The 25,452-nt window shown below is 72.4% G+C and carries 27 protein-coding genes; 16 read left to right on the forward strand and 11 right to left on the reverse strand.

The window, feature by feature from the left end:
• Nucleotides 1–91 precede the first annotated feature (91 nt).
• Nucleotides 92–1,081, reverse strand: coding sequence for a heavy metal transporter (locus ABZ354_RS27020; protein ID WP_358661039.1), 990 nt, complete (start codon nucleotides 1,079–1,081; stop codon nucleotides 92–94).
• An 83-nt stretch (nucleotides 1,082–1,164) separates the two neighbouring features.
• Here ABZ354_RS27020 and dapE point away from each other — a divergent pair, with 83 nt between their 5' ends.
• Nucleotides 1,165–2,244: a succinyl-diaminopimelate desuccinylase gene (dapE, locus tag ABZ354_RS27025; RefSeq protein WP_358661041.1), complete on the forward strand. Its 1,080-nt coding sequence runs from the start codon at nucleotides 1,165–1,167 to the stop codon at nucleotides 2,242–2,244.
• A gap of 125 nt (nucleotides 2,245–2,369) precedes the next feature.
• Nucleotides 2,370–3,128 carry a TIGR00730 family Rossman fold protein gene (locus ABZ354_RS27030; protein ID WP_358661043.1) on the forward strand — a complete coding sequence of 253 codons (759 nt, stop codon included), beginning with the start codon at nucleotides 2,370–2,372 and terminating at the stop codon, nucleotides 3,126–3,128.
• Between the two features lie 195 nt (nucleotides 3,129–3,323).
• On the opposite strand, the gene folP is transcribed toward ABZ354_RS27030, so the two are convergent.
• Nucleotides 3,324–4,184, reverse strand: coding sequence for a dihydropteroate synthase (gene folP, locus ABZ354_RS27035; RefSeq protein WP_358661045.1), 861 nt, complete (start codon nucleotides 4,182–4,184; stop codon nucleotides 3,324–3,326).
• Nucleotides 4,185–4,308: 124 nt separating this feature from the next.
• On the opposite strand from folP, the gene ABZ354_RS27040 reads away from it, so the two are divergent.
• Together ABZ354_RS27040 and ABZ354_RS27045 are read left to right on the forward strand one after the other, a co-directional pair.
• Nucleotides 4,309–4,662: a DivIVA domain-containing protein gene (locus ABZ354_RS27040; RefSeq protein ID WP_358661047.1), complete on the forward strand. Its 354-nt coding sequence runs from the start codon at nucleotides 4,309–4,311 to the stop codon at nucleotides 4,660–4,662.
• On the forward strand, nucleotides 4,659–5,240 hold the full coding sequence (locus ABZ354_RS27045) for a DNA-3-methyladenine glycosylase I (protein ID WP_358661049.1): 582 nt from the start codon (nucleotides 4,659–4,661) through the stop codon (nucleotides 5,238–5,240). Before ABZ354_RS27040 ends, ABZ354_RS27045 begins: the two co-directional genes overlap by 4 nt.
• A gap of 9 nt (nucleotides 5,241–5,249) precedes the next feature.
• Here the strand turns inward: ABZ354_RS27045 and ABZ354_RS27050 are convergent, their stop codons facing one another.
• The gene (locus tag ABZ354_RS27050; protein WP_358661051.1) at nucleotides 5,250–6,053 is read right to left on the reverse strand and encodes an enoyl-CoA hydratase-related protein; all 804 of its coding nucleotides are present in this window, start codon (nucleotides 6,051–6,053) and stop codon (nucleotides 5,250–5,252) included.
• 354 nt (nucleotides 6,054–6,407) lie between these two features.
• Here ABZ354_RS27050 and ABZ354_RS27055 point away from each other — a divergent pair, with 354 nt between their 5' ends.
• Nucleotides 6,408–6,575 (forward strand): DUF3117 domain-containing protein, encoded by a 168-nt coding sequence (locus ABZ354_RS27055; protein WP_003966491.1) that lies wholly within the window; start codon nucleotides 6,408–6,410, stop codon nucleotides 6,573–6,575.
• A 137-nt stretch (nucleotides 6,576–6,712) separates the two neighbouring features.
• On the opposite strand, the gene ABZ354_RS27060 is transcribed toward ABZ354_RS27055, so the two are convergent.
• Nucleotides 6,713–7,411: an O-methyltransferase gene (locus tag ABZ354_RS27060; protein ID WP_358661107.1), complete on the reverse strand. Its 699-nt coding sequence runs from the start codon at nucleotides 7,409–7,411 to the stop codon at nucleotides 6,713–6,715.
• Between the two features lie 162 nt (nucleotides 7,412–7,573).
• Here ABZ354_RS27060 and sigE point away from each other — a divergent pair, with 162 nt between their 5' ends.
• From sigE to ABZ354_RS27085, 5 genes are all read left to right on the forward strand, one after another.
• On the forward strand, nucleotides 7,574–8,347 hold the full coding sequence (sigE, locus tag ABZ354_RS27065; protein ID WP_358661053.1) for an RNA polymerase sigma factor SigE: 774 nt from the start codon (nucleotides 7,574–7,576) through the stop codon (nucleotides 8,345–8,347).
• Complete coding sequence (locus ABZ354_RS27070; RefSeq protein WP_358661055.1) at nucleotides 8,344–9,306, forward strand: zf-HC2 domain-containing protein; 963 nt, start codon at nucleotides 8,344–8,346, stop codon at nucleotides 9,304–9,306. Before sigE ends, ABZ354_RS27070 begins: the two co-directional genes overlap by 4 nt.
• A 524-nt stretch (nucleotides 9,307–9,830) precedes the next feature.
• Nucleotides 9,831–11,606: a trypsin-like peptidase domain-containing protein gene (locus ABZ354_RS27075; protein ID WP_358661111.1), complete on the forward strand. Its 1,776-nt coding sequence runs from the start codon at nucleotides 9,831–9,833 to the stop codon at nucleotides 11,604–11,606.
• A gap of 251 nt (nucleotides 11,607–11,857) precedes the next feature.
• On the forward strand, nucleotides 11,858–12,298 hold the full coding sequence (locus ABZ354_RS27080) for a sec-independent translocase (RefSeq protein WP_358661057.1): 441 nt from the start codon (nucleotides 11,858–11,860) through the stop codon (nucleotides 12,296–12,298).
• Nucleotides 12,299–12,588: 290 nt separating this feature from the next.
• On the forward strand, nucleotides 12,589–13,254 hold the full coding sequence (locus ABZ354_RS27085; protein ID WP_358661059.1) for a hypothetical protein: 666 nt from the start codon (nucleotides 12,589–12,591) through the stop codon (nucleotides 13,252–13,254).
• Nucleotides 13,255–13,317: 63 nt separating this feature from the next.
• Here the strand turns inward: ABZ354_RS27085 and ABZ354_RS27090 are convergent, their stop codons facing one another.
• The 3 genes from ABZ354_RS27090 to ABZ354_RS27100 are packed head-to-tail and all read right to left on the reverse strand — an operon-like array spanning nucleotide 13,318 to nucleotide 16,413.
• Nucleotides 13,318–14,451, reverse strand: coding sequence for an Mrp/NBP35 family ATP-binding protein (locus tag ABZ354_RS27090; RefSeq protein ID WP_358661061.1), 1,134 nt, complete (start codon nucleotides 14,449–14,451; stop codon nucleotides 13,318–13,320).
• Between the two features lie 44 nt (nucleotides 14,452–14,495).
• The gene (locus ABZ354_RS27095) at nucleotides 14,496–15,137 is read right to left on the reverse strand and encodes a DUF1003 domain-containing protein (RefSeq protein WP_358661063.1); all 642 of its coding nucleotides are present in this window, start codon (nucleotides 15,135–15,137) and stop codon (nucleotides 14,496–14,498) included.
• Nucleotides 15,127–16,413 (reverse strand): CBS domain-containing protein, encoded by a 1,287-nt coding sequence (locus ABZ354_RS27100; protein WP_358661065.1) that lies wholly within the window; start codon nucleotides 16,411–16,413, stop codon nucleotides 15,127–15,129. Before ABZ354_RS27100 ends, ABZ354_RS27095 begins: the two co-directional genes overlap by 11 nt.
• A gap of 378 nt (nucleotides 16,414–16,791) precedes the next feature.
• Here ABZ354_RS27100 and ABZ354_RS27105 point away from each other — a divergent pair, with 378 nt between their 5' ends.
• Complete coding sequence (locus ABZ354_RS27105) at nucleotides 16,792–17,499, forward strand: hypothetical protein (RefSeq protein ID WP_358661113.1); 708 nt, start codon at nucleotides 16,792–16,794, stop codon at nucleotides 17,497–17,499.
• Nucleotides 17,500–17,530: 31 nt separating this feature from the next.
• On the opposite strand, the gene ABZ354_RS27110 is transcribed toward ABZ354_RS27105, so the two are convergent.
• The gene (locus tag ABZ354_RS27110) at nucleotides 17,531–18,043 is read right to left on the reverse strand and encodes a hypothetical protein (protein ID WP_358661067.1); all 513 of its coding nucleotides are present in this window, start codon (nucleotides 18,041–18,043) and stop codon (nucleotides 17,531–17,533) included.
• A gap of 99 nt (nucleotides 18,044–18,142) precedes the next feature.
• Nucleotides 18,143–19,261, reverse strand: a complete 1,119-nt coding sequence (locus tag ABZ354_RS27115; RefSeq protein WP_358661069.1) for a magnesium and cobalt transport protein CorA — start codon at nucleotides 19,259–19,261, stop codon at nucleotides 18,143–18,145.
• 514 nt (nucleotides 19,262–19,775) lie between these two features.
• On the opposite strand from ABZ354_RS27115, the gene ABZ354_RS27120 reads away from it, so the two are divergent.
• Entirely contained in the window at nucleotides 19,776–20,360 is a 585-nt protein-coding gene (locus tag ABZ354_RS27120) for a suppressor of fused domain protein (RefSeq protein WP_358661071.1), read from the forward strand.
• 42 nt (nucleotides 20,361–20,402) lie between these two features.
• On the opposite strand, the gene ABZ354_RS27125 is transcribed toward ABZ354_RS27120, so the two are convergent.
• The gene (locus ABZ354_RS27125) at nucleotides 20,403–21,410 is read right to left on the reverse strand and encodes an MFS transporter (protein ID WP_358661073.1); all 1,008 of its coding nucleotides are present in this window, start codon (nucleotides 21,408–21,410) and stop codon (nucleotides 20,403–20,405) included.
• 131 nt (nucleotides 21,411–21,541) lie between these two features.
• On the opposite strand from ABZ354_RS27125, the gene ABZ354_RS27130 reads away from it, so the two are divergent.
• From ABZ354_RS27130 to ABZ354_RS27140, 3 genes are all read left to right on the forward strand, one after another.
• Nucleotides 21,542–22,183, forward strand: coding sequence for a DUF6758 family protein (locus tag ABZ354_RS27130; RefSeq protein WP_358661075.1), 642 nt, complete (start codon nucleotides 21,542–21,544; stop codon nucleotides 22,181–22,183).
• A 177-nt stretch (nucleotides 22,184–22,360) separates the two neighbouring features.
• Nucleotides 22,361–23,218 (forward strand): PHP domain-containing protein, encoded by an 858-nt coding sequence (locus tag ABZ354_RS27135; RefSeq protein ID WP_358661077.1) that lies wholly within the window; start codon nucleotides 22,361–22,363, stop codon nucleotides 23,216–23,218.
• 204 nt (nucleotides 23,219–23,422) lie between these two features.
• Complete coding sequence (locus tag ABZ354_RS27140; RefSeq protein WP_358661079.1) at nucleotides 23,423–24,028, forward strand: MarC family protein; 606 nt, start codon at nucleotides 23,423–23,425, stop codon at nucleotides 24,026–24,028.
• A 106-nt stretch (nucleotides 24,029–24,134) separates the two neighbouring features.
• On the opposite strand, the gene ABZ354_RS27145 is transcribed toward ABZ354_RS27140, so the two are convergent.
• Nucleotides 24,135–24,287: a hypothetical protein gene (locus ABZ354_RS27145; protein WP_358661081.1), complete on the reverse strand. Its 153-nt coding sequence runs from the start codon at nucleotides 24,285–24,287 to the stop codon at nucleotides 24,135–24,137.
• Between the two features lie 266 nt (nucleotides 24,288–24,553).
• On the opposite strand from ABZ354_RS27145, the gene ABZ354_RS27150 reads away from it, so the two are divergent.
• Entirely contained in the window at nucleotides 24,554–25,447 is an 894-nt protein-coding gene (locus ABZ354_RS27150; protein WP_358661083.1) for an NYN domain-containing protein, read from the forward strand.
• The last annotated feature ends 5 nt before the right edge of the window (nucleotides 25,448–25,452 follow it).

Here is a 25,452-nt window from a genome sequence, read left to right on the forward strand (position 1 = left end):
GTCAACACCCGGCAGCAGCGGTGCTATCCGCTCCCACGCCACATCCGTCAGCTCACCACGACCCACCACAAGATCAATTATCAGACACGGCCTAGTGCGCGGTGACGATGCGGACCGCGCCCGCGTCCCTCTCGGCGCCCGCCGCGCCCGCGCCGGCGGTCGCACGCCACCGGCTGTCCGTCTGTCCCGCCGTCCACTCCCGGCCGGCGTACGTCACCTGCGTGATGTGCAGCGCCGAGGCGTTGGCGACCGCCCAGTGCGCCAGCTGCCAGCCGCGCCGCGCCGGGCTCCGGTGCCCGGCCGCGCCCGGCTCGCCCGTCACCGGCAGCAGCACCGTGTTCCCGTCGCCGGAACCGCCCGTGCCCCCGGGGGACGCCGCCGGGGTGGGCGTGGCCGTCCCGTCCACCTCGGCGCCCGCCGGCTGGAGCGCGTCCCGCCCGAAGTCGCGCACCAGCGCCGCGCGCACCGCGTCCGGTCCGGCCACCGGGGTGGCGCCCGGCCGCCCCTCGCAGGTCAGCGTGGCCGCCGAGCGTCCGGTGAGGGCGGCGGCGAGCAGCGTGGCGTCCGGTTCGTGCTTGGCGTACGCCTGCGGGAAACCGCTGCGCTGCACGCGCTGCGCGGCGACCGTCAGCGGCAGCCGGGTATAGCCGGGCACCTTGACCAGATGGTCGTAGAACCTGGCCGACGCGTACGTCGGGTCCATGATCTCCTGCGGGGTGCCCCAGCCCTGTGAGGGGCGCTGCTGGAACAGGCCGAGGGAGTCGCGGTCGCCGTGCCTGATGTTGCGCAGGGCGGATTCCTGGAGCGCGGTCGCCAGCGCGATCGTCACCGCTCGCTCCGGCAGGCCACGCGCGGTGCCCACAGCGGTGATCGTCGCCGCGTTGACCGCCTGCTCCGGCGAGAACGCGTACGCCGCGCCACCCCTGTCGGCGACGACCTCGCAGCCCGGGCCGCCCCTGCCCCCGGTGACGTACTGCACCGCGAGATAGCCGGCGACGGCGAGCAGGACAACGAAGGCCGCCCCGCATCTGAGCAGGCGGCCGCCACGTTTGCGCGGGGAAGAGGGAGGCGGCTCTGGCACGCGTACAAGGTACTTGAGGCGGCCGCCCGGCAGGAGTCCGGTGTGGACAGTGCCGCAGCGGCCCGCGCGTTAGGGTCGACGGCATGGCCGTTACCCCGCTTGACCTCACGCTGGACGCCGCGCGGCTCACCGCACGGCTCGTCGACATGCCCTCCGAGAGCGGCACCGAGAAGCCCCTCGCGGACGCCCTCGAGACCGCCCTGCGCGCGCTGCCGCACCTCACGGTCGACCGGTACGGCAACAACGTCGTGGCCCGCACGAACCTGGGGAGGCCGGAGCGGGTGATCCTCGCCGGGCACATCGACACCGTGCCGATCGCGGACAACCTCCCCTCGCGCCTCGACGAGGACGGCGTGCTGTGGGGGTGCGGCACGTGCGACATGAAGGCGGGTGTCGCGGTCCAGCTGCGCATCGCGGCAACGGTCCCGGCCCCCAACCGCGACCTGACGTTCGTCTTCTACGACAACGAGGAGGTCACCGCCGACCTGAACGGGCTGGGCCACGTCGCCGAGGCGCACCCGGAGTGGCTGCGGGGCGACTTCGCGGTGCTGCTGGAGCCGTCCGCCGGGCAGGTCGAGGGCGGCTGCCAGGGCACCCTGCGGGTCCTGCTGAGGACCACGGGGGAGCGGGCCCACTCGGCGCGCGGCTGGATGGGCTCCAACGCGATCCACACGGCGGCCCCCATCCTGGCGAAGCTGGCCGCCTACGAGCCGCGTCGCCCCGTGATCGACGGGCTGGAGTACCACGAGGGCATGAACGCGGTCCGCATCACGGGCGGCGTCGCCGGCAACGTCATCCCCGACGAGTGCGTCGTGAGCGTCAACTTCCGGTACGCGCCCGACCGCACGGCGGAAGAGGCGCTGGCCCACGTCCACGAGGTGTTCGCGGACTGCGGGGTCGAGGAGTTCGTCGTGGACGACCACAGCGGCGCCGCCCTGCCCGGCCTGTCCCACCCCGCCGCGGCGGCCTTCATCAAGGCGGTCGGCGGCACCCCGCGGCCCAAGTTCGGCTGGACCGACGTGTCCCGGTTCTCCTCGCTCGGTGTGCCAGCGGTGAACTACGGCCCCGGCGATCCGCAATACGCACACAAACGTGACGAACGGGTCGACACCGCGATGATCCTCGCGGGCGAGGAGCGCCTGCGAGCCTGGCTCACGGCGTAGGGCCCGAGGCAACAAGTTGCCGCTCGTGTTTATCGCGTGTCACCGGCGGACATGCGGCAATCCCCCGGACGTAACCCTTGTGGATCTACGCTGAGCGGGACGACACGCCGACGGAGGGAGCGCACATGGCTACCGGAAACCCCGAGGGGAAGAAGCAGCCGCCCGAGGAGCAGCGCCTGGGGCCGGTCCTCCGGAGGCGGGACCAGGTCCAGGCGAGCACCACGGACCAGCGGCTGCTGGACGCGGGCGGCCCGAGCGACTGGGTGCACACCGACCCCTGGCGCGTACTGCGCATCCAGTCGGAGTTCATCGAGGGCTTCGGCACGCTCGCCGAACTGCCCCCCGCCATCAGCGTGTTCGGCTCCGCCCGCACCCCGGTCTCCTCACCCGAGTACGAGGCCGGGGTACGCATCGGCCGGGGACTGGTCGAGGCGGGCTTCGCCGTCATCACCGGCGGCGGGCCCGGCGCCATGGAAGCCGCCAACAAGGGCGCCTGCGAGGCGAACGGCATCTCCGTCGGCCTCGGCATCGAGCTGCCCTTCGAGCAGGGCCTCAACAAGTACGTCGACATCGGCCTCAACTTCCGCTACTTCTTCGTCCGGAAGATGATGTTCGTCAAGTACGCGCAGGGCTTCGTCGTCCTGCCCGGCGGGCTCGGCACCCTGGACGAACTCTTCGAGGCCCTGACCCTGGTCCAGACGCAGAAGGTCACCCGCTTCCCGATCGTCCTGTTCGGCAGCGAGTACTGGGGCGGACTGGTCGACTGGCTGCGGAACACCGTGATCGCCGGCGGCAAGGCCGCCGAGAAGGACCTGCTGCTGTTCCACGTCACGGACGACGTGGACGAGGCCGTCGCCCTGGTCTCCAAGGAGGCCGGGCGGTAGGGCCTGTCGTTCGGATCACCCCGGCGTCGCGGGGTCTGGCACGCACGTCTGCCGCGTTGTCGTCGGTTGCCAACGCTCCGCGTTGACGCCCTCCTCCGCCTTGCAGCCGCACGCACCAGACCCCGCTCGCGTCGGCTGCACAGCACCGCGTCTCACAGCCGGCCTGATCCAAACGACAGACCCTGCACGCATGGGCTACGCCAGACCCCGGCGGGCGACCGCCGGGGGACGGTGGCCGGCTATCGACGCCACCATGTCCAGCACCTGCCGGGTCTCGGCGACCTCGTGCACCCGGTACACCTGCGCCCCCAGCCACGCCGACACCGCGGTCGTCGCCAGCGTCCCCAGCACCCGCTCCTTCACGGGCCGGTCCAGCGTCTCCCCCACGAAGTCCTTGTTCGACAGCGACACCAGCACCGGCCAGCCCGTCTCCACCATCTCCCCGAGCCGCCGCGTCGCCTCCAGGCTGTGCCGCGTGTTCTTCCCGAAGTCGTGCCCCGGATCGATCAGCACCGACTCGCGCGGCACGCCGAGAGCCACCGCCCGCTCGGCCAGCCCGACGGTCACCCGCAGGATGTCCGCCATCACGTCGTCGTACGTCACCCGGTGCGGGCGCGTGCGCGGCTCGGCGCCACCCGCGTGCGTGCACACCAGGCCCACCCGGTGCCGCGCGGCGACCTGAGCGAGCTCCGGGTCCACGCCGCCCCACGCGTCGTTCAGCAGGTCCGCGCCCGCCTCGCACACGGCCTCGCCGACCTCGTGCCGCCAGGTGTCCACACTGATCACCACGTCCGGGAAGCGCCGCCGCACCTCCGCCACGAAGCCGACCGTGCGCCGCGCCTCCTCCTCGGCGGTGACCTCCTCGCCGGGCCCGGCCTTCACACCGCCGATGTCGATGATCGCGGCCCCGTCGGCCACCGCCCGCTCCACGCGCGCCAGCGCCGGCTCGTCGTGGAAGGTGGCGCCCTGGTCGTAGAAGGAGTCCGGGGTGCGGTTCACGATGGCCATGATCACCGGCTCGTGCGGGTCGAATTCGCGCCTGCCCAGCCTGAGCATCCCCTGTGACCTCTCCTCGTACGTCCCCGTCCACGCCGCCTGCGACCCTAACTGTCACAGCCGCATGGCACGATCGGAGCCTGACACATCCGCATCCGATCCATCCGACGTGGGGGCCCCAGCGATGGTGATGTTCTTGTTCCTGGTCGTGGCGCTCGCCGTCGTGGTCGCCGGGGTGACCCTCGCCGTGCTGGGCGGCGGCGAGCGGGCCCCGCTGCCCGACGCCACGCCCGAGCGGCTCCAGGACCACCTGCCGCCGGACCGGCCGCTCGGCCCCGCCGACGTGGAGCGCCTGCGCTTCCCGCTCGCCGCACGCGGCTACCGCATGGCCGACGTGGACGACGCCCTCGGCCGCCTCGGCGCCGAGCTCGCCGAGCGGGACGCCCGCATCGCCGACCTGGAGTCCGCGCTGGCCGGTGCCCGCGCCGCCGCCCGCCACACCGCGCAGGCGAAGCCCGCGCGGCAGGACGAGCGGTGAGCGCCGCCCTCGCCGGACCCGACGGCGCCCTGCGCTGCCCCTGGGCCCTGTCCACCGCGGACTACGTGAGCTACCACGACGACGAGTGGGGCCGCCCCGTCCACGGCGACGACGCCCTCTTCGAGCGGCTCAGCCTGGAGGCCTTCCAGTCGGGCCTGTCCTGGATCACCATCCTGCGCCGCCGCCCCGGCTTCCGGGCCGCCTTCGCCGCCTTCGACATCGCCCGGGTCGCCGCCTTCACCGACGACGACCGCGAACGGCTCCTCGCCGACCCCGGCATCATCCGCAACCGCGCGAAGATCGACGCCACGCTCGCCAACGCGCGCGTGCTCGCCGACTGGGCCCCGGGCGACCTGGACGACCTGATCTGGTCCCACGCCCCCGGACCGGGCCGCCCGGCCCCCAAGACCCTGGCGGACGTCCCGGCGATCACACCCGAGTCGACGGCCCTGTCGAAAACCCTGAAGAAGCGGGGCCTGCGCTTCGTCGGCCCGACGACGGCGTACGCGCTGATGCAGGCGTGCGGCCTGGTGGACGACCACCTGGAAGCCTGCGTGGCGCGCACCCCCGAAGACTGAGCGGCGAGGTCACCGCCCCAGGTACACCGGCTTCTCCTTGTTGACGAACGCCCGCACCGCGATGGCGTGGTCCTCGGAGGCCCCGGCCCGCGTCTGGAGCTCCTCCTCCTTCGCCAGGGTCTCCCGCAGCGAGTGCGTCAGCCCGTATGCCATGGACTCCTTCAGCGACGCGTAGGCGACCGTCGGCCCGGCGGCCAGCGCCCGCGCCACCTTCTCGGCCTCGGCCCGCAGCTCCGCGGCCGGCACCACCCGGTTCGCGATGCCCAGCTCGTACGCCTCCTGCGCGCCGATGTTCCGCGGGAACAGCAGCAGGTCGGCGGCCCGGCCCGGACCGACGACCCGGGGCAGAGTCCACGAGATGCCGGAGTCGGCGGTCAACGCCACGCCCGCGAAGGACGTGTTGAAAGCGGCGGTGTCCGCGACCAGCCGGTAGTCCGCCGCGAGCGCGAAACCGAAGCCCGCCCCGGCCGCCACACCGTTCACCGCCGCGACCACCGGCTTCGCGGCGCCGGCCAGCGCCAGCGTGATCGGGTTGTAGTGCTCCCGTACCGTGCTCATCGTCTGTCCCGCGCCGGACTCCCGGTCCGCGGCCAGCAGCCCGATGTGCTCCTTGAGGTCCTGGCCGACGCAGAACGCCCGCTCCCCGGCGGCCGTCAGCAGCACCGCCCGTACGGCGTCGTCGGCCGCGGCGGACCGCACCGCCTCCCGCAGGGCGACCTTGGTGTCGACATTGAGCGCGTTCATCGCCTCGGGGCGGTTCAGCGTGATCGTCGCGAGTCCGTCGGTCACCTCGTAGAGCACGGTGTCGGCCATGGCGTATCCCCTCCGTGTGGCGGTTGTCTGCAGGACAGCATGGCCGACATCACCGACCGCGGAACGGACCGGCCGTGTGACCTGCGTCAAACAATTCCGGGCGGTTTCCGTTCGGTGGAAGTGTGTACGGGCGCGCAGTATTGCAGCCACGGCACCGAATTGAGTGGTTTTGCTCGCGTGCGTTGCCCAAGCGATGCCTACCGATGTTGGTCATCGGGTCCTGCGATGCGGGATAATGGCTGGGAAGCAATGTGTTCGATGCCGGTGTCGCGCGCGTGTCCGTTCCGGACCGGGCGTGCCCTTCAGGGGGCCGTCGGCTTTGACGATGAGCTGGTTTCAGGAAGGGGAACGAGCATGGCGGCCATGAAGCCGCGGACGGGTGACGGCCCGCTCGAGGTGACCAAGGAGGGGCGGGGCATCGTCATGCGCGTTCCGCTCGAAGGCGGCGGTCGGCTCGTCGTCGAGTTGACCCCGGACGAGGCCGACGCGCTCGGCGACGCTCTCAAGAAGGTCGTCGGCTGAGCGCACGCGACCCATACCCTTTCAGTGGCCCCGGCACCGCTTACGGTCGCCGGGGCCAGTGATGTCCGGGGTATGCGCGGCGCGCCCCGCAGGCGCGCGAACATCTCCGGAGCAGGACACGTCCGTGGCTCGGTGGCTCACCGCTTCACGGCGCACAGCAGCCCGTCGCCCACCGGCAGCACCGACGGCACGAGCTCCTGGCTCTCCCGCACCGTGCGCAGCACCTCGCGCAGCCGCAGCACCTCGGTAGGCTGGGGCCCCGAGTCCACGGTCCGGCCGCCCGCGAAGACACCCTCGAAAACGACCAGGCCACCGGGCCGTAGCAGACGCAACGATTCAGCGAGATAGTCGAGATATTCGAGCCGGTCGCCGTCGCAGAACACGAGGTCGTAGCCGGCGTCCGCGAGCCGTGGCAGCACGTCCAGGGCCCCGCCGGGGATGAACCGGGCCCGGTTGCCGGCGAAGCCCGCCGCCCGGAAGGCCTGCCGGGCGAATTGCTGGTGCTCGGGCTCCGGGTCCACCGTGGTGAGGACACCGTCCGCGCGCATGCCGTGCAGCAGGTGAATCCCCGAGACGCCGCAGCCCGTCCCGATCTCGGCGACCGCCTTCGCGTCCACGGCGGCGGCGAGCAACCGCAGCGCGGAGCCCGTGCTGGGCGACACCGAGCGCAGCCCCGCCTCACGGGCCCGGTCGCGGGCCCAGTGCAGCGCGTCCTCCTCGGCGACATAGGCGTCGGCGAACGCCCAGCTCGTCTGCCGGTTGCCGCTAATGGCCCTCTCCTGTCCCCGTGGTTGCCTGGGCGTGACTGTATCCGTTGGCGCCGGGAACCCGCAGATGGGACCGGTCGTTAAAAGGGACGAGCGAGCAGCGAAGGTGATGACGGGGGGTGGCGGATGGGCGAGGACGCCGAGCAAGTGCAGACGCTGGCGTACGAGCCGTGCCGGCCCCCGGCAATTTCTCGTAAAACCGCTTATCCGGAGCTAACGGGCGAGGTGGCTATGGTAAGTGCTCCACTGGACACCACCAGAGCCGACAGGGGAGGTGCGGCCGCGCCTTTGGATCGGAGAGGAGCGCTGCGGCGCTTCCTCGGGTCGGCGGGCAGGCCGAAATCCGTGAATGACACCGCTGCTGACCCCAGCCACGCCGCAGGCCACCCGCAGACCGCGACGTTCTCCACCGACGCGGACGGGTCGGCGTGGACTCCGCCCAGCTGGGAGGAGATCGTCAGCACGCACAGTGGTCGGGTCTACCGTCTCGCCTACCGCCTCACGGGCAACCAGCACGACGCCGAGGACCTCACGCAGGAGGTCTTCGTGCGCGTCTTCCGCTCCCTGTCGACGTACACGCCGGGGACCTTCGAGGGCTGGCTGCACCGCATCACCACGAACCTCTTCCTGGACATGGTCCGCCGCAAGCAGCGCATCCGCTTCGACGCGCTCGGCGACGACGCGGCCGAGCGGCTCGCCAGCCGCGAACCCACCCCGCAGCAGCTCTTCAACGACGCCCACTTCGACGCGGACGTCCAGCAGGCCCTCGACACGCTCGCCCCCGAGTTCCGTGCGGCGGTCGTGCTGTGCGACATCGAGGGGCTGTCGTACGAGGAGATCGCCGCGACCCTCGGCGTCAAGCTCGGCACGGTCCGCTCCCGGATCCACCGCGGGCGCTCGCAGCTGCGCAAGGCCCTCGCGCACCGGGCGCCGGAGGCGCGGGCCGAGCGCCGCTCCTTCGCCGCCCGTGTGCCGGCACTGGGAGGAGGGGGCGCGAGCGCGTGAGCGGGTCACGGCCGAGGCCTGTCGAGGGACACCTCGCAGAGCAGCATCTGGGAGACCGACTCGCCGCCCTGGTGGACGGCGAGCTCGGTCATGACACGCGCGAGCGTGTACTGGCGCATCTCGCCACCTGCCCGAAGTGCAAGGCGGAGGTGGACGAGCAGCGCCGGCTGAAGAACGTCTTCGCGGAGACGGCGCCGCCGCCGCCCTCCGAGAGCCTGCTGGCCCGCCTCCAGGGGCTGCCGGGCGGCGACCCGGGCGGTGGTTCCCCGCGACTGGGCAACGGCGGCTTCGGCGGCCTGCCCGGCCGGTTCGGGACGTCCGGGGTCTTCGGCGCGAAGCGGGACGACGGCTTCGCGTTCGACTACGCCCCCGCCGGCTCCCACGCCGCGGTGCCGCCGCCCTCCCAGGACCGCGGCTTCCGCATCCACGAGGTCGGCCGCCAGGACTCCGACCGGACGGCGTCGCGCGGACTGCGGATCGCGTTCGTCGCCGCCGGGGCCGTCTCGCTGGCCGCCGTCGCGCTCGGTGGGGTCACCTCCGGCACGACGGCCGACACGGCCAAGGCCCGCGCCGGCTCCGGCAGCAACGTCACTCCCCTGCGCACCCCCGGCGCGGCGGCCACGACCGGCCCGGACGCCCAGCGCCGCCGCACGGCCGGGCCGGTGCTCGCCCAGGGCGGCCAGCAGGCGTTCGGGAACACCCCTGGCGTCCCGACCGAGGTGTCCGCGCCGCTGCTGTCCGGCCTGCCCTCCCCCGCCACGGCCCGACAGCACATGCCCCCGCTGACGACGCCCGTGCAGGCCGGTGCGGCAGCCGTATCCCCGCTGATACGTCCGCCGTCCACCACCCAGCCGGTCACCCTGAGCTCGTGGACCCCGACTCCCGGACTGCTCACCGCACCCGCTCCCGAGGCCACCTCGGCCAGTTCGTCGGCGCCGCCCTCCCACTACCTCCCGTGACGGGCCGCCGTCGCCCGCCCCGCCGACCACGCCGCGGCACGGGCACGGCGCTCCGGCCCGCACGCCCGAGGCGTCCGGCGGAGCAGTGTCGGGCGCCCCGGGCTCTGCGCGCCGCCCCGCGAACCTGATTGAATCCCGGGTGGGCCGCGCTCCTGTCAGGGTGCCGGGCGCGGAATCGACGAACTGCGGCCACCGCCGACGAGCCGTGCCGCGGCCAGCGTGGGGAGAGCATGAACGAGGGGAAGCCCGCACAGGGCCCTGCTGGGCAGCCGGAGAGCGCGCCGGGCGCGCCGGGTCGGCCGGACACGGGGGAACCGGTGACGCCGGGCGCGGAGACCCCGGCCGGGCCGTCACGGGCGGGGGGCCCGGCGGGCGACGCGGAAGCGGTCCGCGCGGACGGGAGCCGTGCCGGGGCCGGCGCCCCGGCCGAGGGCCGGGCCGAGGCGGAGCCGGAGGCCGACGGAGACGGTGACTACGAGCTGGAGCGTCCGGCGGTGGGTGACGCCGCGGTTCCTCACCAGGCGGTGGCGGCCCCGGAGTCGCCATCGGCATCCGGCGCCGTCGCTGCGGGCCTTGCCGCTCCCGCTGCCGCAGGCCCCGCCGCGCCCGCTGCTGCAAGCCTCGCGGGCCCTGACGCGTCCGCCGCTGCTGTTCCCGCAGCCCCCGCCGGTCTGGACGTGACCTCCGTCGCGCCCGTGAGCCCCGCCGCCGAGCGGCCCAAGCCTCTGCACGACCCGGACCCCTACAGCACCCCGCCGTACGGCGAGCCGGGGCCCTGGGCGCCCGCGCCGCCCGTCCAGCACCCTGCGACGACGCCCGCGCACGGTACGGCCGTGGTGGCGCCGCCAGGGGCGCCCGTGCCGCCCGTCCAGCACACCGTGCCCGCGCCGGGAGCGGGGGCGGCGCTGCCGCCGGGCCGGGTCGCACCGCCCGGCCCGGTGGCGCCGGTTGGTCCGCACCCGGCGTCCCTGCGGCCTCCGGCCGCCTCCCTCACGCCGCCCCACGACGCCGTGCCCCTTCCGGTCGCCGCCCCTGTCGCTGAAGCGCCCGCACCCGCTCCCGCCCTGCACGACGCGCCCGCGCCCGCCGAATCCGCCGACCCCTGGGGGCGCTACGACCCCTGGGCAGTTCCGGCTGCCGGGGCCCTTCAGCAGAATGGTGCCGCCGTTCCTCGTCGTGAGCAGCGGCGCCGACGGGGGCGCCAGGTGCTGGTCGGCGGCATTCTGCTGGTCGCGCTCGTGTCCGGAGGCGTCGGCGGGATCGTGGGCGCGTATCTGGAGCGCAACGGCGGTGTCGGAGGCGTCGAGCTGCCGCAGGCCGGCAAGGAGAGCTCCGGGCGGTCGCCCGGCAGCGTGGCCGGGATCGCCGCCCGCGCCCTTCCCGCCGTCGTCACGCTGCACGTCAGCGGTGACGACGAACAGGGCACCGGCACCGGCTTCGTCCTCGACGACCGCGGCCACATCCTCACCAACAACCACGTCGTCGAGCCGGCGGGATCCGACGGCGAGATCACGGTGACGTTCAACAGCGGCGAAACCGCGCGGGCCGAGGTCGTGGGCCGGGACAGCGGCTACGACCTCGCCGTCGTCCGGGTCACCGGCGTGAAGGGCCTCACCCCGATGCCCCTCGGCAACTCGGACAACGTCCGGGTCGGCGACCCCGTCGTCGCCATCGGCGCGCCCTTCGACCTGGCCGGCACGGTCACCTCCGGCATCATCAGCGCCAGACAGCGGCCCATCACGGCGGGCGGCGGCAAGGGCGACGGCAGCGACGTCTCGTACGTGGACGCGCTGCAGACCGACGCGCCCATCAACCCGGGCAACTCCGGCGGTCCGCTGCTGGACGCCGAGGGCCGCGTCGTCGGTATCAACTCCGCCATACGCTCCGCCGACAGCGGCGCCGACACGGAGGGGGGCCAGTCCGGCTCGATAGGTCTCGGCTTCGCCATCCCGATCAACCAGGGCAAGCGCGTCGCCGAGGAACTGATCAACACGGGCAGGGCGACCCACCCCGTCATCGGCATCTCGCTCGACATGGACTACAGCGGCGACGGCGCCCGCGTGGGCAGCAGGGGCAGCGGCGGCGGTCCCGCGGTCAGCCCGGGCGGCCCCGGCGCCAAGGCCGGGATCAGGGCGGGTGACGTCATCACCGAGGTCGACGGGCAGCGCGTCCACTCCGGCGAGGAGCTGATCGTCAAGACCCGCTCCCACCGCCCCGGCGACCGCCTCGAACTGACCCTCGAGCGCGACGGTGACGAGCGGACCCTCTCCCTCGTCCTCGGCTCCTCACGGGGCGAGTGAGGCCCACGAGCCGCCGACCGCTCGTGCCACGGGGCCGGCCGACGCGGGCACCCCCCGTTGACGGGCCGGTCTGTAAACGGGATCGTTCGGGCGAACACCGAGAAAACCGAACGCATACACGCACCCGGACGTCACGGGACGGTACCGGTGGGACGGGATCGGCGGGTACCGTGGATCCGGCCCGGACCACGGAAGACCCGCACAGACCACCACCGAGGGCCGAGGGCCGAGGACATCGCAAGGAGCTTCAGGTGTTCAATGACATAGGACCGCTCGAGCTGGTGACGATCGTCGTCCTCGCCGTGCTCGTCTTCGGTCCGGACAAGCTCCCGAAGGTCATCCAGGACGTCATGCGGACGGTCCGGAAGGTCCGGGAGTTCTCGGAGAGCGCCAAGCAGGACATCCGGCAGGAGCTGGGCCCGGAGTTCAAGGACTTCGAGTTCGAGGACCTCAACCCCAAGACGTTCATCCGCAAGCAGCTGGACAACGACGACCTGGGGATCAAGGAGCTGCGCAGCAGCTTCGACCTGAAGAAGGAGATGGCCGAGGTCGCGGACGCCGTGCACGGCCGTGACACGGACGCCCCTTCCGCGGCGGCCCCGGCGCCGTCGGGCGGCCGGGTCGACATGGCCAAGAAGCCCGAGGAGCCGCGGCGCGAGGAGCGCCCGCCCTTCGACGCGGACGCCACCTGAGCCGTACCGGACCCGCCTGCTCCGTACGGGGGACAGGGCACTCCTCCACCAGGACCCGTTTCCGTACGTGACGTGTCTCATACGTCACAAGTTCCGCACGCCTCCCCTCCAGCCCATTCGTACCGTGTTCCCGGCGCGCGGACGTCGTTCGGGCGACCCGCGCGCCGGGCGTTTTCCCGGCGGTGTCCACGGGTGTGGATATGCTGCCGAGTTGTTGTGCGGACCGGACGAGTACGCCCGAAGGGGGGCGGGCCGGCCGGTCCGAACTAGAGCGAGGAGGCGTCCGGCACATGGAGACGACGAGTGGGGCAGTCGCGCAGGCGCCGGCCGCGGAGGACGGACAGCAGGCCGCCTCCGCCCGGCGCACGGTCGACGACTACCTGCGCGCGCCCTTCCCGTGGTACGGCCTCGACGAGGCCTTCACAGGGCCGCGCTGGCTGATGCAGGTCGGTGCCGCCGCCGACGGGGCGGTGGAACACGGTTCGATCGGGCACGGCGACGAACCGTCGGTGCGCAACGAGAACACGGCGGACCAGGACGCCAAGGAGAAGTTCGCGGTCGTCGTCACGGTCGCCGCCAACCCCGTACGGCGCAGCCCGGACGGCACGGGCGTGCTGGAGGCCACCTCGGTGTCCTCGGTGGCCTGGCTCGCGGGCGTCGGGCTGCTCACGTGCACCTGGCCCGGCCAGGTCGACCACGCCCTGCGGGACGACTGGCTGGACCAGCAGACCGAGACGGCGTGGGCCCTCGCGGACGACCTGGCGGGGCCCGAGTGGTCGACGCTGACGCTGCCGGTGGACGGGGTGCCCACCCGCTTCCACTACCGCGAGTCCGCGTTCGGCTGGGTGCTGGCCGGCTCCACCGGGGCGGGGGCGCACGTCGGGGCGTACGGGCGGGGCATGAGCGCGTACGGCCTCGGGTTCGCCGAGGTCAAGGACATCACGCTGTACGCCTGACCTGGCATGACGTGACGGAAGGGGCGCCGCAAGCCTGCGGCGCCCCTTCCCCCGTGCCGTGTCCTAGAACTTGTTCTTCGGCGTGATCCCCAGCGACAGGCCCGACAGGCCGCGCTGCCGGCCGCCCAGCTTCCCGGCGATCGAGCGCAGGGCCGCGCCCGCCGGCGAGTCCGGGTCGCTCAGGACGACCGGCTTGCCCTCGTCACCGCCCTCGCGGAGGCGGACGTCGATCGGGATGTTGCCCAGCACCGGGACGTTCGTACCGGTGGTGCGGGTCAGGCCGTCGGCGACGACCTGACCGCCGCCCGTGCCGAACACGTCTACCATCTCGTCGCAGTGCGGGCAGGGCAGCCCGGACATGTTCTCGACCACGCCGACGATCTTCTGGTGGGTCTGTACGGCGATGGAACCGGCCCGCTCGGCCACCTCCGCCGCCGCCTGCTGAGGCGTCGTCACGACGAGGATCTCGGCGTTCGGGACCAGCTGGGCGACGGAGATGGCGATGTCGCCGGTGCCGGGCGGCAGGTCGAGCAGCAGGACGTCGAGGTCGCCCCAGTACACGTCCGCCAGGAACTGCTGGAGCGCGCGGTGCAGCATCGGGCCGCGCCACACGACCGGCGCGTTGCCCGGGGTGAACATGCCGATCGAAATGACCTTCACGCCGTGCGCGGACGGCGGCATGATCATGTTCTCGACCTGGGTGGGACGGCCGTCGGCGCCCAGCATGCGCGGCACGCTGTGGCCGTAGATGTCGGCGTCGACCACGCCGACCTTGAGCCCGTCGGCCGCCATCGCCGCCGCCAGGTTCACCGTGACCGACGACTTGCCGACGCCGCCCTTGCCGGAGGCGACCGCGTACACCCGGGTCAGGCTGCCCGGCTTGGCGAAGGGCACCTCCCGCTCGGTCTGGCCGCCGCGCAGCGCGCTCGCCAGCTCCTTGCGCTGCTCGTCGCTCATGACGTCGAGCGTGACGTCGACGCGGGTGACGCCCTCGACGCGCGAGACCGCGTCGGTCACCCGCTGAGTGATCGTCTCCCGCATGGGGCAGCCGGAGATCGTCAGGTACACGGTGACCGCGACCGTCCCGTCCGCGCCGAGCTCCACCGACTTCACCATCCCGAGCTCCGTGATGGGGCGGTGGATCTCGGGGTCGTTCACCGTCGCCAGTGCTTCACGCACCGCGTCTTCCGTAGCCATAGAGACGATGGTACGGCGCCCGGTGCCGGGCCGGGAAAGCCCCGTCACCGGTCGTCCATGTCACGCCGCCCCGGGTGGCCCGCCGGGAATACGCCCCGGTCGTGATGGCGGTCCCCGCGGTCCCCCCGTTCACCTCGGTCCGGCCGGTCGTGGTGGCCGTCCCCGCGCTCCTCCAGTTCCTTCAGCGCGTCCTGGAGCTCGGAGCGGATCCAGTCACGCGTCGCGACCTCGCCCAGCCCGATGCGCAGGGCGGCGATCTCGCGGGTCAGGTACTCGGTGTCGGCGATGGAGCGCTCGTTCTCCTTGCGGTCCTGCTCCAGGTTGACCCGGTCGCGGTCGTCCTGCCGGTTCTGCGCGAGCAGGATCAGCGGCGCCGCGTAGGAGGCCTGCAGCGACAGCATCAGCGTCAGGAAGATGAACGGGTACTGGTCGAAGCGCAGACCGCCCGGCGCGGCCACGTTCCACACCACCCACCAGATGATGACGACCGTCATCCAGACGATGAACCGTCCCGTGCCCAGGAACCGCGCGATGCGCTCCGACAGCCGCCCGAAGGCGTCCGGGTCCCATTCGGGCAGGATCCGACGGCGCGGCGGGCGAGGCTGGTCCAGGCGGGGCCGGGGCCGGCCGGCCGCGGTGGCGCCGACGGGCGTGCGCTCGCGGACGCTCTCGCGCTCAGGAGGCATCCGCACCCGCCTCCTCCCCGTCGAGGTGGAACTCCGTCTCGCGCCAGTCGTCCGGCAGCATGTGGTCCAGCACGTCGTCCACGGTCACCGCGCCCAGCAGCGCCCCGGACTCGTCCACGACGGGCGCCGCGACCATGTCGTACGCCGCGAAGAACCCGGCGACGACCGGCAGCGCGGCGTCCGGCGCCAGCGGCTGGAGGTCGTCGTCGATGATCGAGCCGACCAGCGTGTACGGCGGGTCGCGCAGCAGCCGCTGGAAGTGGACGGTGCCCAGGTACTTGCCGGTCGGCGTCTCGTCGGGCGGCCGGCACACGTACACCTGGGCGGCGAGCGCCGGCGACAGGTCGGCGTTGCGGACCCGGGCGAGGGCGTCGGCGACCGTGGAGTCCGGGCGCAGCACGATCGGCTCGGTGGTCATCAGACCGCCCGCCGTGCGCTCCTCGTACGACATCAGGCGCCGCATGTCGGCCGCGTCGCCGGGCTGCATCAGGCTCAGCAGGCGCTCCTGCTCCTCCACGGGCAGCTCGCCGAGCAGGTCGGCCGCGTCGTCCGGGTCCATGGCCTCCAGGACGTCGGCGGCCCGTTCCTCCTGGAGCTTGCCGAGGATCTCGATCTGGTCGTCCTCCGGCAACTCCTCCAGCACGTCGGCCAGCCGGTCGTCGTCGAGGGCGGCGGCGACCTCGGCGCGGCGCTTGGGGGAGAGGTGGTGCAGCACGTTGGCGAGGTCGGCGGGGCGCAGCTGCTCGAACGTGGCGAGCAGGTTCTCGGCGCCCTGCCCGTGTTCCTCCAGGGAGAAACCGGTGACGGCGGACCACTCGACGGTCAGCGCCTCGCCCTTGCCGCGCCGAAAGGCACCCGCCTTCTTGCCCTTGCGGACGAAGATCCGGTCGATCTCCCACTCCCGCCGGGCCGGGAGCTGCCGCACCGACAGGTCGAGGACGGTGACCTCCTCACCGGTCTCCACGAGCGTGACACGCCGGTCGAGGAGCTCCCCGAACACGAGGCGCTCGGTGGGCCGCTGCTCGAAGCGCCGGACGTTGAGCACCCCGGTGGTGATGACCTGGCCGGACTGGATGGCGGTCACCCGGGTCATGGGCAGGAAGATGCGGCGGCGGGTGGCGAGTTCGACGACCAGGCCGAGCAGCCTCGGTGGCCGCCGCCCGACACGCAGCATGACGACCAGCTCGCGCACGCGGCCCACCTGGTCGCCGCTCGGGTCGAACGCGGCGATCCCGGCGAGGTGCGAGACGAAGATCCGGGGCGCGCCGGCTGCCATGTGCCGCGCCTCCTTCCCGTGCCCGGTCCGTACCACTCGCTGCGCGGTGCTCCGTCCGGCGCCCTGCCGTGGGCCGTGATCCGTTCCGTACGGCGCTGGGTCGGACGCTGTGACCTGCACGGCCGTGCCGGTCGCCCGAAGTGCCCGGTGGAGTTCAGGCTAGCCCGTCCCCTTCCGGTACGCCCTGGTGAGCGGTCCGGACGGACTGGCTCCGTCCGGACCGAACGGCCCCCGGTACTCTGCGGTACGCCGTGCCGCCCGGTCCGCCCCGCCGGACCCACCGGACCGGCAGGCTCCGTCAGCTCCGTCAGAAAGGCAGCCCCACCTGTGACTGCGATTCCCCAGAGCCGTAACCGCCGGGCCGCGCTGGTGACCGCGATGTGCGCGCTGCTCGTGACGGGGACGGCGCTGACGGGGTGCGGCGAGAAGGACCCCGACGAGGGCACCAACGGGGTCGGCAGACTCCCGGCGGAGAAGATCCAGGCCAAGACCCGGAAGGCGGCGGAGGCCGCCGAAGCGGTACGTCTTCACGGGACAGTGGTCACCAGCGGACGCACGTACACGCTCGACATGCGCCTGAAGTCCGACGGCGGAACCGGCGCCGTCACCGCCAAGGGAATGAAATTCCAGCTGATGCGGGCCGGCAAGGACCTGTTCCTCAAGGCCGATGCCGGTTTCTGGAGCCACGCCGACGGCGAGGGCGGCAGCGGCGGTGCCGACGCGGCGGCGGTCGAGAAGCTCAGCGGCAAGTACGTGAAGGTGCCGCAGGGCGACCCCTCGTACAAGAAGTTCAGCGGCTTCACCGACATGGACCTGCTGCTGGACGGGCTCCTGACGCTGCACGGCGAGCTCGCGACCGACGGGCACCACGAGCAGGCCGGCGTGCCGGTCATCCGCATCACCGGCGACAAGGGCTCGGGCGGCACGCTGGACGTGTCCCTGGAGGGCACGCCGTATCCGCTGCGCCTGGTCAGGGCGGGCAGCGCGGGCACCCTGTCCTTCTCGGACTGGGGCAGGGAGTTCGCCCTCAAGAAGCCGGCGGGCGACGAGATCCTGGACTACGGCCGACAGTTGCCGACCTCGTAATGACACCGGCACCGCCCACGGACGGGCGGGCCTACTTCCGCCTGCGCCGCTTCAGCAGCAGGCGGGGCAGCCCGGCAGGGACCGGCTCCCGCGTCGTGGCGGGCGTCGGCAGCGGCGCCTCGGCCAGCGAACCGTCCGGCAGCGGCGCGATCCGCCCGGTCGGCTCCAGGCGTACGACGCGGCACTCGCGGGCCCAGCGGTCCGGCATGGCCTCGCCGTCCGGGGCGTTCAGCCGCTTGCCCTTGAGCTGGGCGACCGTCTCCTGCCACGCCTTCGAGCCGGCCGGCAGCTCGGTGACGCGGGCCGCCCAGGAGACGAGCCGGCCGCCCTTGTCCTTGCTGCGCACCGTGACCTCGGCCGAGGCCCCGTCGACCAGCCCGGCGAGCGGCTGCTCCCCGGGCCCGTCACCGACGACGCAGGCCGCGCCGTCGTGCCAGACGTGCCACAGGGCGCGGGCCGGGAGACCGGGCGCGGTGACCCAGACGAGGCCGGACTTCTTGGTGGCTTCCTCGACGAGAGCCCGGTCGAGCAGGTGGCTGGTCATGCGCCCAGCCTATCCACGCGGTCCGGAGCCGACCGGTGCCGGAGTGCAGCCCACGGATGCCCGACCGTCGCCCGTCCGGCCGTGGCCGGTCCGGTCCGGTCAGAGCCAGCCGTTGCGCTTCAGCGTGCGGTGGATGCCCAGACAGAGGGCCACCGTGATCCCGAGGACCATCGGGTAGCCGAACTCCCAGTGCGTCTCCGGCATGTGGTCGAAGTTCATGCCGTACACCCCGCACACCATCGTCGGTACGGCGATGATCGCGGCCCAGGAGGTGATCTTGCGCATGTCCTCGTTCTGCGCGACGGACGCCTGGGCGAGGTTGGCCTGGAGGATGGAGTTCAGCAGCTCGTCGAAGCCGATGACCTGCTCCTGCACCCGGGCGAGGTGGTCGGCGACGTCCCGGAAGTACTTCTGGATGTCGGGGTCGATCAGCCGCATCGGCCGCTCGCTCAGCAGCTGCATGGGGCGCATCAGGGGCGACACGGCGCGCTTGAACTCCAGCACCTCGCGCTTGAGCTGGTAGATCCGGCCGGCGTCCGTGCCGCGCGGGGTGCCCTTGCGCCCCGGCGAGAACACCTCGGTCTCCACCTCGTCGATGTCGTCCTGCACCGCGTCGGCGACCGCGATGTAGCCGTCCACCACGTGGTCGGCGATGGCGTGCAGCACCGCCGAGGGGCCCTTGGCCAGCAGCTCCGGGTCGTCCTGGAGCCGGTGCCGCAGCGCCCGCAGCGAGCCCTGTCCGCCGTGCCGGACGGTGATGAAGAAGTCCCGCCCGGTGAAGCACATCACCTCGCCGGTCTCGACGACCTCGCTGTTGGCGTCGAACTGGTCGTGGTCGATGTAGTGGATCGTCTTGAAGACGGTGAAGAGGGAGTCGTCGTAACGCTCCAGCTTGGGCCGCTGGTGGGCCTGGACGGCGTCCTCCACGGCCAGCGGGTGCAGCCCGAACTCGCCCGCGATACCGGCGAATTCCGCCTCGGTGGGCTCGTGCAGCCCGATCCACACGAAGCCCCCGTCGCGGCGCACCTGGCGCATCGCCTCGGGCGGGCTGAGCGGCGTCCCGGCCGGCACGCGCCGGCCGTCGCGGTAGACGGCGCAATCGACGACGGCGGACGGGGTCCCGGGGGCGCGCGTGGTGTCGTAGGTCCCGCCGTCCTTGCGCAGGGACACGCGGGAGGGACGGACGACGGCGGCTCGCAGGTCGCGGATCATCGACATGAGCAGGCTCCTTCGCAGGCGGGCAACGAAAGGCGCCGGCAACGGGTGGAACTGCCCGGAATGGGGACGTCCTGGCTCTGGATGTCTGGCACGTCCACAAAGCGGGGAGCACCGCACCGTCGCGGTGGCGAGTTTCGCTACTGATTCAGGTACTGATGCAGATCAGACAGATCAGGCACAACGAAACGCAGTGCTCTTCCGTGGGCACGAATGCGAGGTCACAGGTGGCCGGCTGAAGCAGAGCAGCCGCGTCAGCGGTCGGAAGAGCGGGTAGTACTGCACGGTCGACTTCGATCCATGACAGCCCCACCTCCTCCGGCCGGTCCCTCTTGAGGGACGATCCCACTCCCTGGAGAGTCTCATCGGCGTCGGGGCCCCGGTCGCTGTGCTCCAGTTGCCCGAAGGCCTGGGCGGTGCCCCCATGTGTGCTGCCCCGACACGGCGCAAGAGTAGCAGCCGGTCAGCATGTCAAGGCGCCGCTTTGCCGTGCGCTGACGAGTTCTATGCTCGCCGCATGGCTGATGTTGTTCCTCTGGTCGAGGCCCGGTTGCGCACCGCTCTGGGCGAGCCCGACGCGCGCGCGTCGGTCACCTTTCTCGGCACCGACCGCATCGAAGTCCTGCGCTTCACGGAGGGGGACGTCGTCCGGTACGCCTCGCTCGGTATGTCCGCGCACCCCATGACGGATCCCACGTCCGTGGTCGCCGACCCCGTCAGGGGCCCGCGTGCCGAACTGCTCCTGTCGGTACGGGCCGGAGTCGCCGACACGGACAAGGTGCTGCGTCCGCTGGCCGTGCTCGCCGCGTCCCCGCAGGTCGAGGGAGTCGTCGTGGCGCCCGGTGCCTCGCTGGACGTGGGTGAACCCCTGTGGCCCGGCGCCCCGTTCACCTCGGTGCTGGTCGCCGAGCCGGGTGGCCTGGTGGAGGACCTGGAGCTCGACGAGCCGCTCGACCCCGTACGGTTCCTGCCGCTGCTGCCGATGACGCCGAACGAGGCCGCCTGGAAGCGCGTCCACGGCGCCCAGGAGCTCCAGGAACGCTGGCTGGCGCACAAGACGGACCTGCGCGATCCCTCCCGCAGGTCCGTGCCACTCGACTGACAGGGCGTGAGGAAGCTCACCCAACGCCCCTCGTCCAGCCGGTCAGTTCGCGTAGACCGGCACGCCGTCCTCGGTGGCGTGCGCCGGCTCCCGTCCCGCCGCCTCCCGCGTGAGCGACGAACGCCGTACGAGGACGACGGCGGCGCCGAGTACGGCCGTGCCCGCGGCCACCACGAACGGGACGTGGAGGTCGGTCCACTCCTCGATCTTCGGCGCGAAGCAGGGCGCTGCCGCCGCCGCGAGCCAGCGCACGAAGTTGTAGCCGGCGCTCGCCACCGGACGCGGCGCGTCCGACACGCCGAGGGCCAACTCGGTGTAGACGGTGTTGTTCACGCCGATGAAGGCGCCCGACAGGATCGTGCAGACGACGGCCGTGGTGTGGTCGCCGTAGCCGAGGACGAGTACGTCGGCGGCGAGCAGGAGCAGCGAACCGCCGAGGACTTTCAGCGAGCCGAACCGCCTCTGCAGACGCGGGGCCACGACCACCGAGAAGACGGCGAGCAGCACACCCCACGCGAAGAACACGGCACCCGACTTGTACGGCGTCATGTCCAGCACGAACGGCGTGAAGGCCAGCACGGTGGAAAGGATCGCCGCCGCGCTGCCTCCGGCCGCCGCGCCGACGATGACGGCGAGGGCGGTGGACACGAACAGGGCGTTGCCGAGACCCCGGCCGGCCCGGAAGGCGACGAGTTCGCCGACCGAGCCCGAGGTGCCGGACAGGCCCGCGAAGACCGTCACGAGCGCGAGGCCGAGCAGCAGCGTGGCGCGGCCGCCGATCCGGCTGGAGACGAAGCCGGTGAGCGGCATCGCGACGGCGGTGATGAGGAAGTACGAGGTGAACAGCAGGGAGACCTGGCTCGCCGAGGCGTCGAGGCCCTTGGCGATGGACGGCAGGATCGGGTCGACGAGTCCGATGCCCATGAAGGCGACGACGGACGCGCCGGCGGTCGCCCACACGGCCTTCGGCTGCTTGAGTATGCCGCCCGCCCCCGCGTCGAGGGTGTCCCTGCGTGCTCCTGTCCGTGGAGATGGTGGGCTGCTACACATAATAAGTTAGCTGTGCTAATTAATGCAAGCTGCATCTAAATCTGGGGGGAGTGGCGGGCGTTCGGTGCGCCGACCCCCGGACGGGTGACCGTCCTTGACGTGGCGGGGCGGGGGTAGGACCGTGGGGCTCTATGAGGGGCGAACCCAGTTGCCCGAAGTGCGGTGGCCGGGTCAGGGCTCCCGGTCTTTTCGCCGATGCGTGGCAGTGCGATGTCCATGGCGCCGTCCACCCTCTGCAACCGGTGATCCCGCCCAGTGTCGACGCCCTCAATGTCGTCGTGCGCCGTGCGCAGGTGCCCGTGTGGATGCCGTGGCCGCTGCCGGTGGGCTGGCTGTTCACGGGCGTGGCCTGCGCCGGTGACGACCGCAGCGGCGGCCGGGCCACCGCCGTGGCGTGCACCGGTCCGGGCCCGCTCGGCGGGATGGGGGAGATGGTCCTGGTGGCCGAGGAGCTCGGCGTCGGCCTCGGTGCGCGTTACGCCGGCATCGAGGGCCCCGACCCGGGGCCCGGCATGGACGTCGAGAAGCCGGCCGAGGCCAAGGTGCTGGCCGCCGGCCGCCCCGCTCCGCTGTGGCACGTCGCCTCGGCGCCCGCCGACCGCGCCGTGTTCGTCGGCGAGGCGCTCGGCCTGTGGCTCTGGGCGGTCGTCTGGCCCGACCAGTCGGGGCTGCTGATGTACGACGAGCTGGTCCTCGCCGATCTGCGCGAGGCCGGGGCCGAGGCGGAACTGGTACCGTGCGGCGCGTTGTCGCCCCGGCTGCTCGGCGTCTGAGCGTTCCGCGGGGCGGGGCCGCAGGCGGATACGGGAGCGGCGGAGAACCGGCGCCCGTCGGAGCCGGGCTCGACGTGTAGGGGGCGCTGGGCGGCTGCGGGTGTGACGGGGGTGTCCGTAGGTCCGGTTATCCTTTGAGCGTCCCTGTCCGTCCTGTCACCGCCTGGAGCGTGCGTCGTGCGCATCGATCTGCACACCCACTCCACCGCGTCCGACGGCACGGACAGTCCTACGCGGCTGGTCCGCACGGCCGCCGCGGCCGGCTTGGACGTCGTCGCGCTGACGGACCACGACACCACCCGCGGGCACGCCGAGGCCCTCGCCGCGCTCCCGGAGGGGCTCACCCTCGTCACGGGCGCCGAACTCTCCTGCCGCCACGACGGCATCAGCATGCATCTGCTGGCCTACCTCTTCGACCCCGAGGAGCCCGCCCTGCTCGCCGAGCGCGAGCTGCTCAGGGACGACCGGGTGCCGCGCGCCAAGGGCATGATCGCCAGACTGAACGCGCTGGGCGTGCCCGTCACCTGGGAGCAGGTGTGCCGGATCGCCGGGGACGGCTCCGTCGGCCGGCCGCACGTCGCGTCCGCGCTCGTGGAGCTGGGCGTCGTACCGACCGTGGGTGAGGCCTTCACGCCCGAGTGGCTGGCCGACGGCGGGCGGGCCTGCGTGGAGAAGCACGAGACCGACCCCTTCGAGGCGCTCCGGCTGGTCAAGGCCGCGGGCGGCGTCGCCGTCTTCGCACACCCGGCCGCCGCCAAGCGGGGCCGCACGGTGCCGGACTCCGCCATCGCCGAGATGGCCGCCGCCGGGCTCGACGGCATCGAGGTCGACCACATGGATCACGACCCCGGCGCGCGGGCGCGGCTGCGCGGCCTCGCCAAGGAGCTGGGACTGCTGGTGACCGGGTCCAGTGACTACCACGGCAGCCGCAAGACCTGCGTGCTCGGCGAGTACACCACCGACCCCGAGGTGTACGGGGAGATCACGCGACGCGCGACCGGCGCGTTCCCGGTGCCGGGAACCGGCGGAGCCTGAGGCGCGGCCGGCTCCCCGGCCACGGCGGAGCCGGAAGCACGGCCCGGCTCCCGGCGCGGCAGAGCTGAGGCGCGGCCCGGCTCCCGTCCCCGGTGAAGCCGGACGCGTGGCCCGGCTCCCGTCCCGGCGCCGGCGCCCGCCTGCCTCCCTCGCGCCCGCCTCCCGTCACCCCTCCCGCTCTCTTTCGGCAAGGCTCTCCCCTCGATGTTCGACGTCGCCGTCTTCGGTTCTCTCTTTCTGACCCTGTTTGTCATCATGGATCCCCCGGGGATCACCCCGATCTTCCTCGCGCTGACCGGTGGGCGGCCCGTCCGGACGCAGAAGCGGATGGCGTTCCAGGCCGTCTGCGTCGCGGCCGGCGTGATCACCGTCTTCGGCCTGCTCGGCCACCAGATCCTCGACTATCTGCATGTGTCCGTCCCGGCGCTGATGATCGCCGGCGGACTGCTGCTTCTGCTGATCGCGCTCGATCTGCTCACCGGCAAGACGGACGAGCCGAAGCAGACCAAGGACGTCAACGTCGCGCTCGTACCGCTGGGCATGCCGCTGCTGGCCGGGCCCGGGGCGATCGTGTCCGTCATCCTCGCCGTGCAGAGGGCCGAGGGCCTCGCCCCGCAGGTGGCGGTGTGGTCGGCGATCCTCGCCATCCATGTCGTGCTGTGGCTGGTGATGCGCTACTCGCTGGTGATCATCCGCGTCATCAAGGACGGCGGTGTGGTGCTGGTGACCAGGCTGGCGGGCATGATGCTGTCCGCGATCGCCGTGCAGCAGATCATCAACGGCGTCACCCAGGTGATACGGACGTCCTGACCGCAGGAGGCTCCGGGTGGCCCCGGGCATGCGCGGAGCCCCGGTACGGCGTGTCCGAACCGGGGCTCCGAAGCGTCTGCAGGGGCGAGCCGCTGCTGTGTGGCCGTTATGAGGCCGAGGTCTCGGCCGGGCGTATCCACAGGCGCTGCCCGACGGCGGCTGCCTGCTGAACGATGCGATTGACGGAGGCGGCGTCCACGACCGTACTGTCCACGGGGGTTCCGTCGACATCGTCGAGACGCATGATTTCGAAGCGCAAGGGCTTCTCCCTTCGTCTGGTCATCCTCCTGGAGGAGAACTACTGGTGGAGGCCACGGAGCAGGAGTGCCCGCGTTCCACATATCTCCAACGTGTTGCCCACGACAAACATTCCCTACGCTAAAGAAAATTTTCGACCGTCTAAATACTGCCGGGTAAAAGGTCGGTCGTGCCCGGCCATGACGGAAGCGGGCCGGAGGCGGTTCAAAGGCAAGACTGACCGGGACCGGTTGTGTCCGCAGCGTGACCGCCGGGACAATAGGGGCGATGAACGAAGACCACGCGGCCCTCACCGCCCGTATCGACCGCACGAACGAGCTGCTCCAGCGCATGCTCGCCGAGGTGGCCAAGACGCCCTCCACCCATGCGATCTTCGTCGACGCGGGGTACCTGTACGCGGCGGCGGGCCGGCTGGTCGCCGGCACCGAGGACCGGCGGGCCTTCGACCTCGACGCCGAGGGCCTGATCGACGCGCTCATCGACCGCGCCCGCACGATCTTCGCGGACAGCCGGCTGCTGCGGGTCTACTGGTACGACGGTGCCCGCCGCCGCATCCACACGGCGGAGCAGCAGTCCATCGCCGAGCTGCCCGACGTCAAGGTGCGCCTCGGCAACCTCAACGCCAACAACCAGCAGAAGGGCGTCGACTCCCTCATCCGCTCCGACCTGGAGTCGCTCGCCCGGCACCGCGCCATCAGCGACGCCGCGCTGCTCGGCGGCGACGAGGACCTGGTCTCGGCGGTGGAGGCGGCGCAGGGCTACGGCGCCCGGGTCCACCTGTGGGGCATCGAGGCCCCGGAGGGCCGCAACCAGGCGGAGCCCCTGCTGTGGGAGGTCGACAGCCAGCGCACCCTGGACCTCGACTTCTTCAAACCGTACGTCTCCCGCCGCGCTGCCCAGGCCTACGAGGCGACCGCCGCCCGGCCCACCCGCGAGGACGTCCGCTTCGTCGGCGCCCAGATCGCGGCGAAGTGGCTCGTGGCGCGGGGCAGGGAAGCGCTCGTCGAGCTGCTGCCGGGCCACCCCTACCTGCCCGGGTCGGTCGACCAGGACCTGCTGGTGGAGGCGGAGGGCCTGCTTCAGTACTCGCTGCGTGGCCAGGCGGACCTGCGGCGGGCCCTGCGCGACGGGTTCTGGGACCACTTGCAGGCGCAGTACTAGCAGAG

Origin of the sequence: Streptomyces sp. NPDC005925 (assembly GCF_040638805.1) — a bacterium.
Lineage (GTDB): Bacteria > Actinomycetota > Actinomycetes > Streptomycetales > Streptomycetaceae > Streptomyces.

What these genes read in the sequence shown, in the direction of transcription:
- dapE (WP_358661041.1), top strand. Translation starts at nt 1,165, where the DNA reads ATGGCCGTTACCCCGCTTGACCTCACGCTGGACGCCGCGCGGCTCACC.
- ABZ354_RS27030 (WP_358661043.1), top strand. Translation starts at nt 2,370, where the DNA reads ATGGCTACCGGAAACCCCGAGGGGAAGAAGCAGCCGCCCGAGGAGCAG.
- folP (WP_358661045.1), bottom strand. Translation starts at nt 4,184, where the DNA reads ATGCTCAGGCTGGGCAGGCGCGAATTCGACCCGCACGAGCCGGTGATC.
- ABZ354_RS27040 (WP_358661047.1), top strand. Translation starts at nt 4,309, where the DNA reads ATGGTGATGTTCTTGTTCCTGGTCGTGGCGCTCGCCGTCGTGGTCGCC.
- ABZ354_RS27050 (WP_358661051.1), bottom strand. Translation starts at nt 6,053, where the DNA reads ATGGCCGACACCGTGCTCTACGAGGTGACCGACGGACTCGCGACGATC.
- ABZ354_RS27055 (WP_003966491.1), top strand. Translation starts at nt 6,408, where the DNA reads ATGGCGGCCATGAAGCCGCGGACGGGTGACGGCCCGCTCGAGGTGACC.
- sigE (WP_358661053.1), top strand. Translation starts at nt 7,574, where the DNA reads ATGGTAAGTGCTCCACTGGACACCACCAGAGCCGACAGGGGAGGTGCG.
- ABZ354_RS27085 (WP_358661059.1), top strand. Translation starts at nt 12,589, where the DNA reads ATGGAGACGACGAGTGGGGCAGTCGCGCAGGCGCCGGCCGCGGAGGAC.
- ABZ354_RS27090 (WP_358661061.1), bottom strand. Translation starts at nt 14,451, where the DNA reads ATGGCTACGGAAGACGCGGTGCGTGAAGCACTGGCGACGGTGAACGAC.
- ABZ354_RS27095 (WP_358661063.1), bottom strand. Translation starts at nt 15,137, where the DNA reads ATGCCTCCTGAGCGCGAGAGCGTCCGCGAGCGCACGCCCGTCGGCGCC.
- ABZ354_RS27100 (WP_358661065.1), bottom strand. Translation starts at nt 16,413, where the DNA reads ATGGCAGCCGGCGCGCCCCGGATCTTCGTCTCGCACCTCGCCGGGATC.
- ABZ354_RS27105 (WP_358661113.1), top strand. Translation starts at nt 16,792, where the DNA reads ATGTGCGCGCTGCTCGTGACGGGGACGGCGCTGACGGGGTGCGGCGAG.
- ABZ354_RS27110 (WP_358661067.1), bottom strand. Translation starts at nt 18,043, where the DNA reads ATGACCAGCCACCTGCTCGACCGGGCTCTCGTCGAGGAAGCCACCAAG.
- ABZ354_RS27115 (WP_358661069.1), bottom strand. Translation starts at nt 19,261, where the DNA reads ATGTCGATGATCCGCGACCTGCGAGCCGCCGTCGTCCGTCCCTCCCGC.
- ABZ354_RS27120 (WP_358661071.1), top strand. Translation starts at nt 19,776, where the DNA reads ATGGCTGATGTTGTTCCTCTGGTCGAGGCCCGGTTGCGCACCGCTCTG.
- ABZ354_RS27125 (WP_358661073.1), bottom strand. Translation starts at nt 21,410, where the DNA reads ATGTGTAGCAGCCCACCATCTCCACGGACAGGAGCACGCAGGGACACC.
- ABZ354_RS27130 (WP_358661075.1), top strand. Translation starts at nt 21,542, where the DNA reads ATGAGGGGCGAACCCAGTTGCCCGAAGTGCGGTGGCCGGGTCAGGGCT.
- ABZ354_RS27140 (WP_358661079.1), top strand. Translation starts at nt 23,423, where the DNA reads ATGTTCGACGTCGCCGTCTTCGGTTCTCTCTTTCTGACCCTGTTTGTC.
- ABZ354_RS27150 (WP_358661083.1), top strand. Translation starts at nt 24,554, where the DNA reads ATGAACGAAGACCACGCGGCCCTCACCGCCCGTATCGACCGCACGAAC.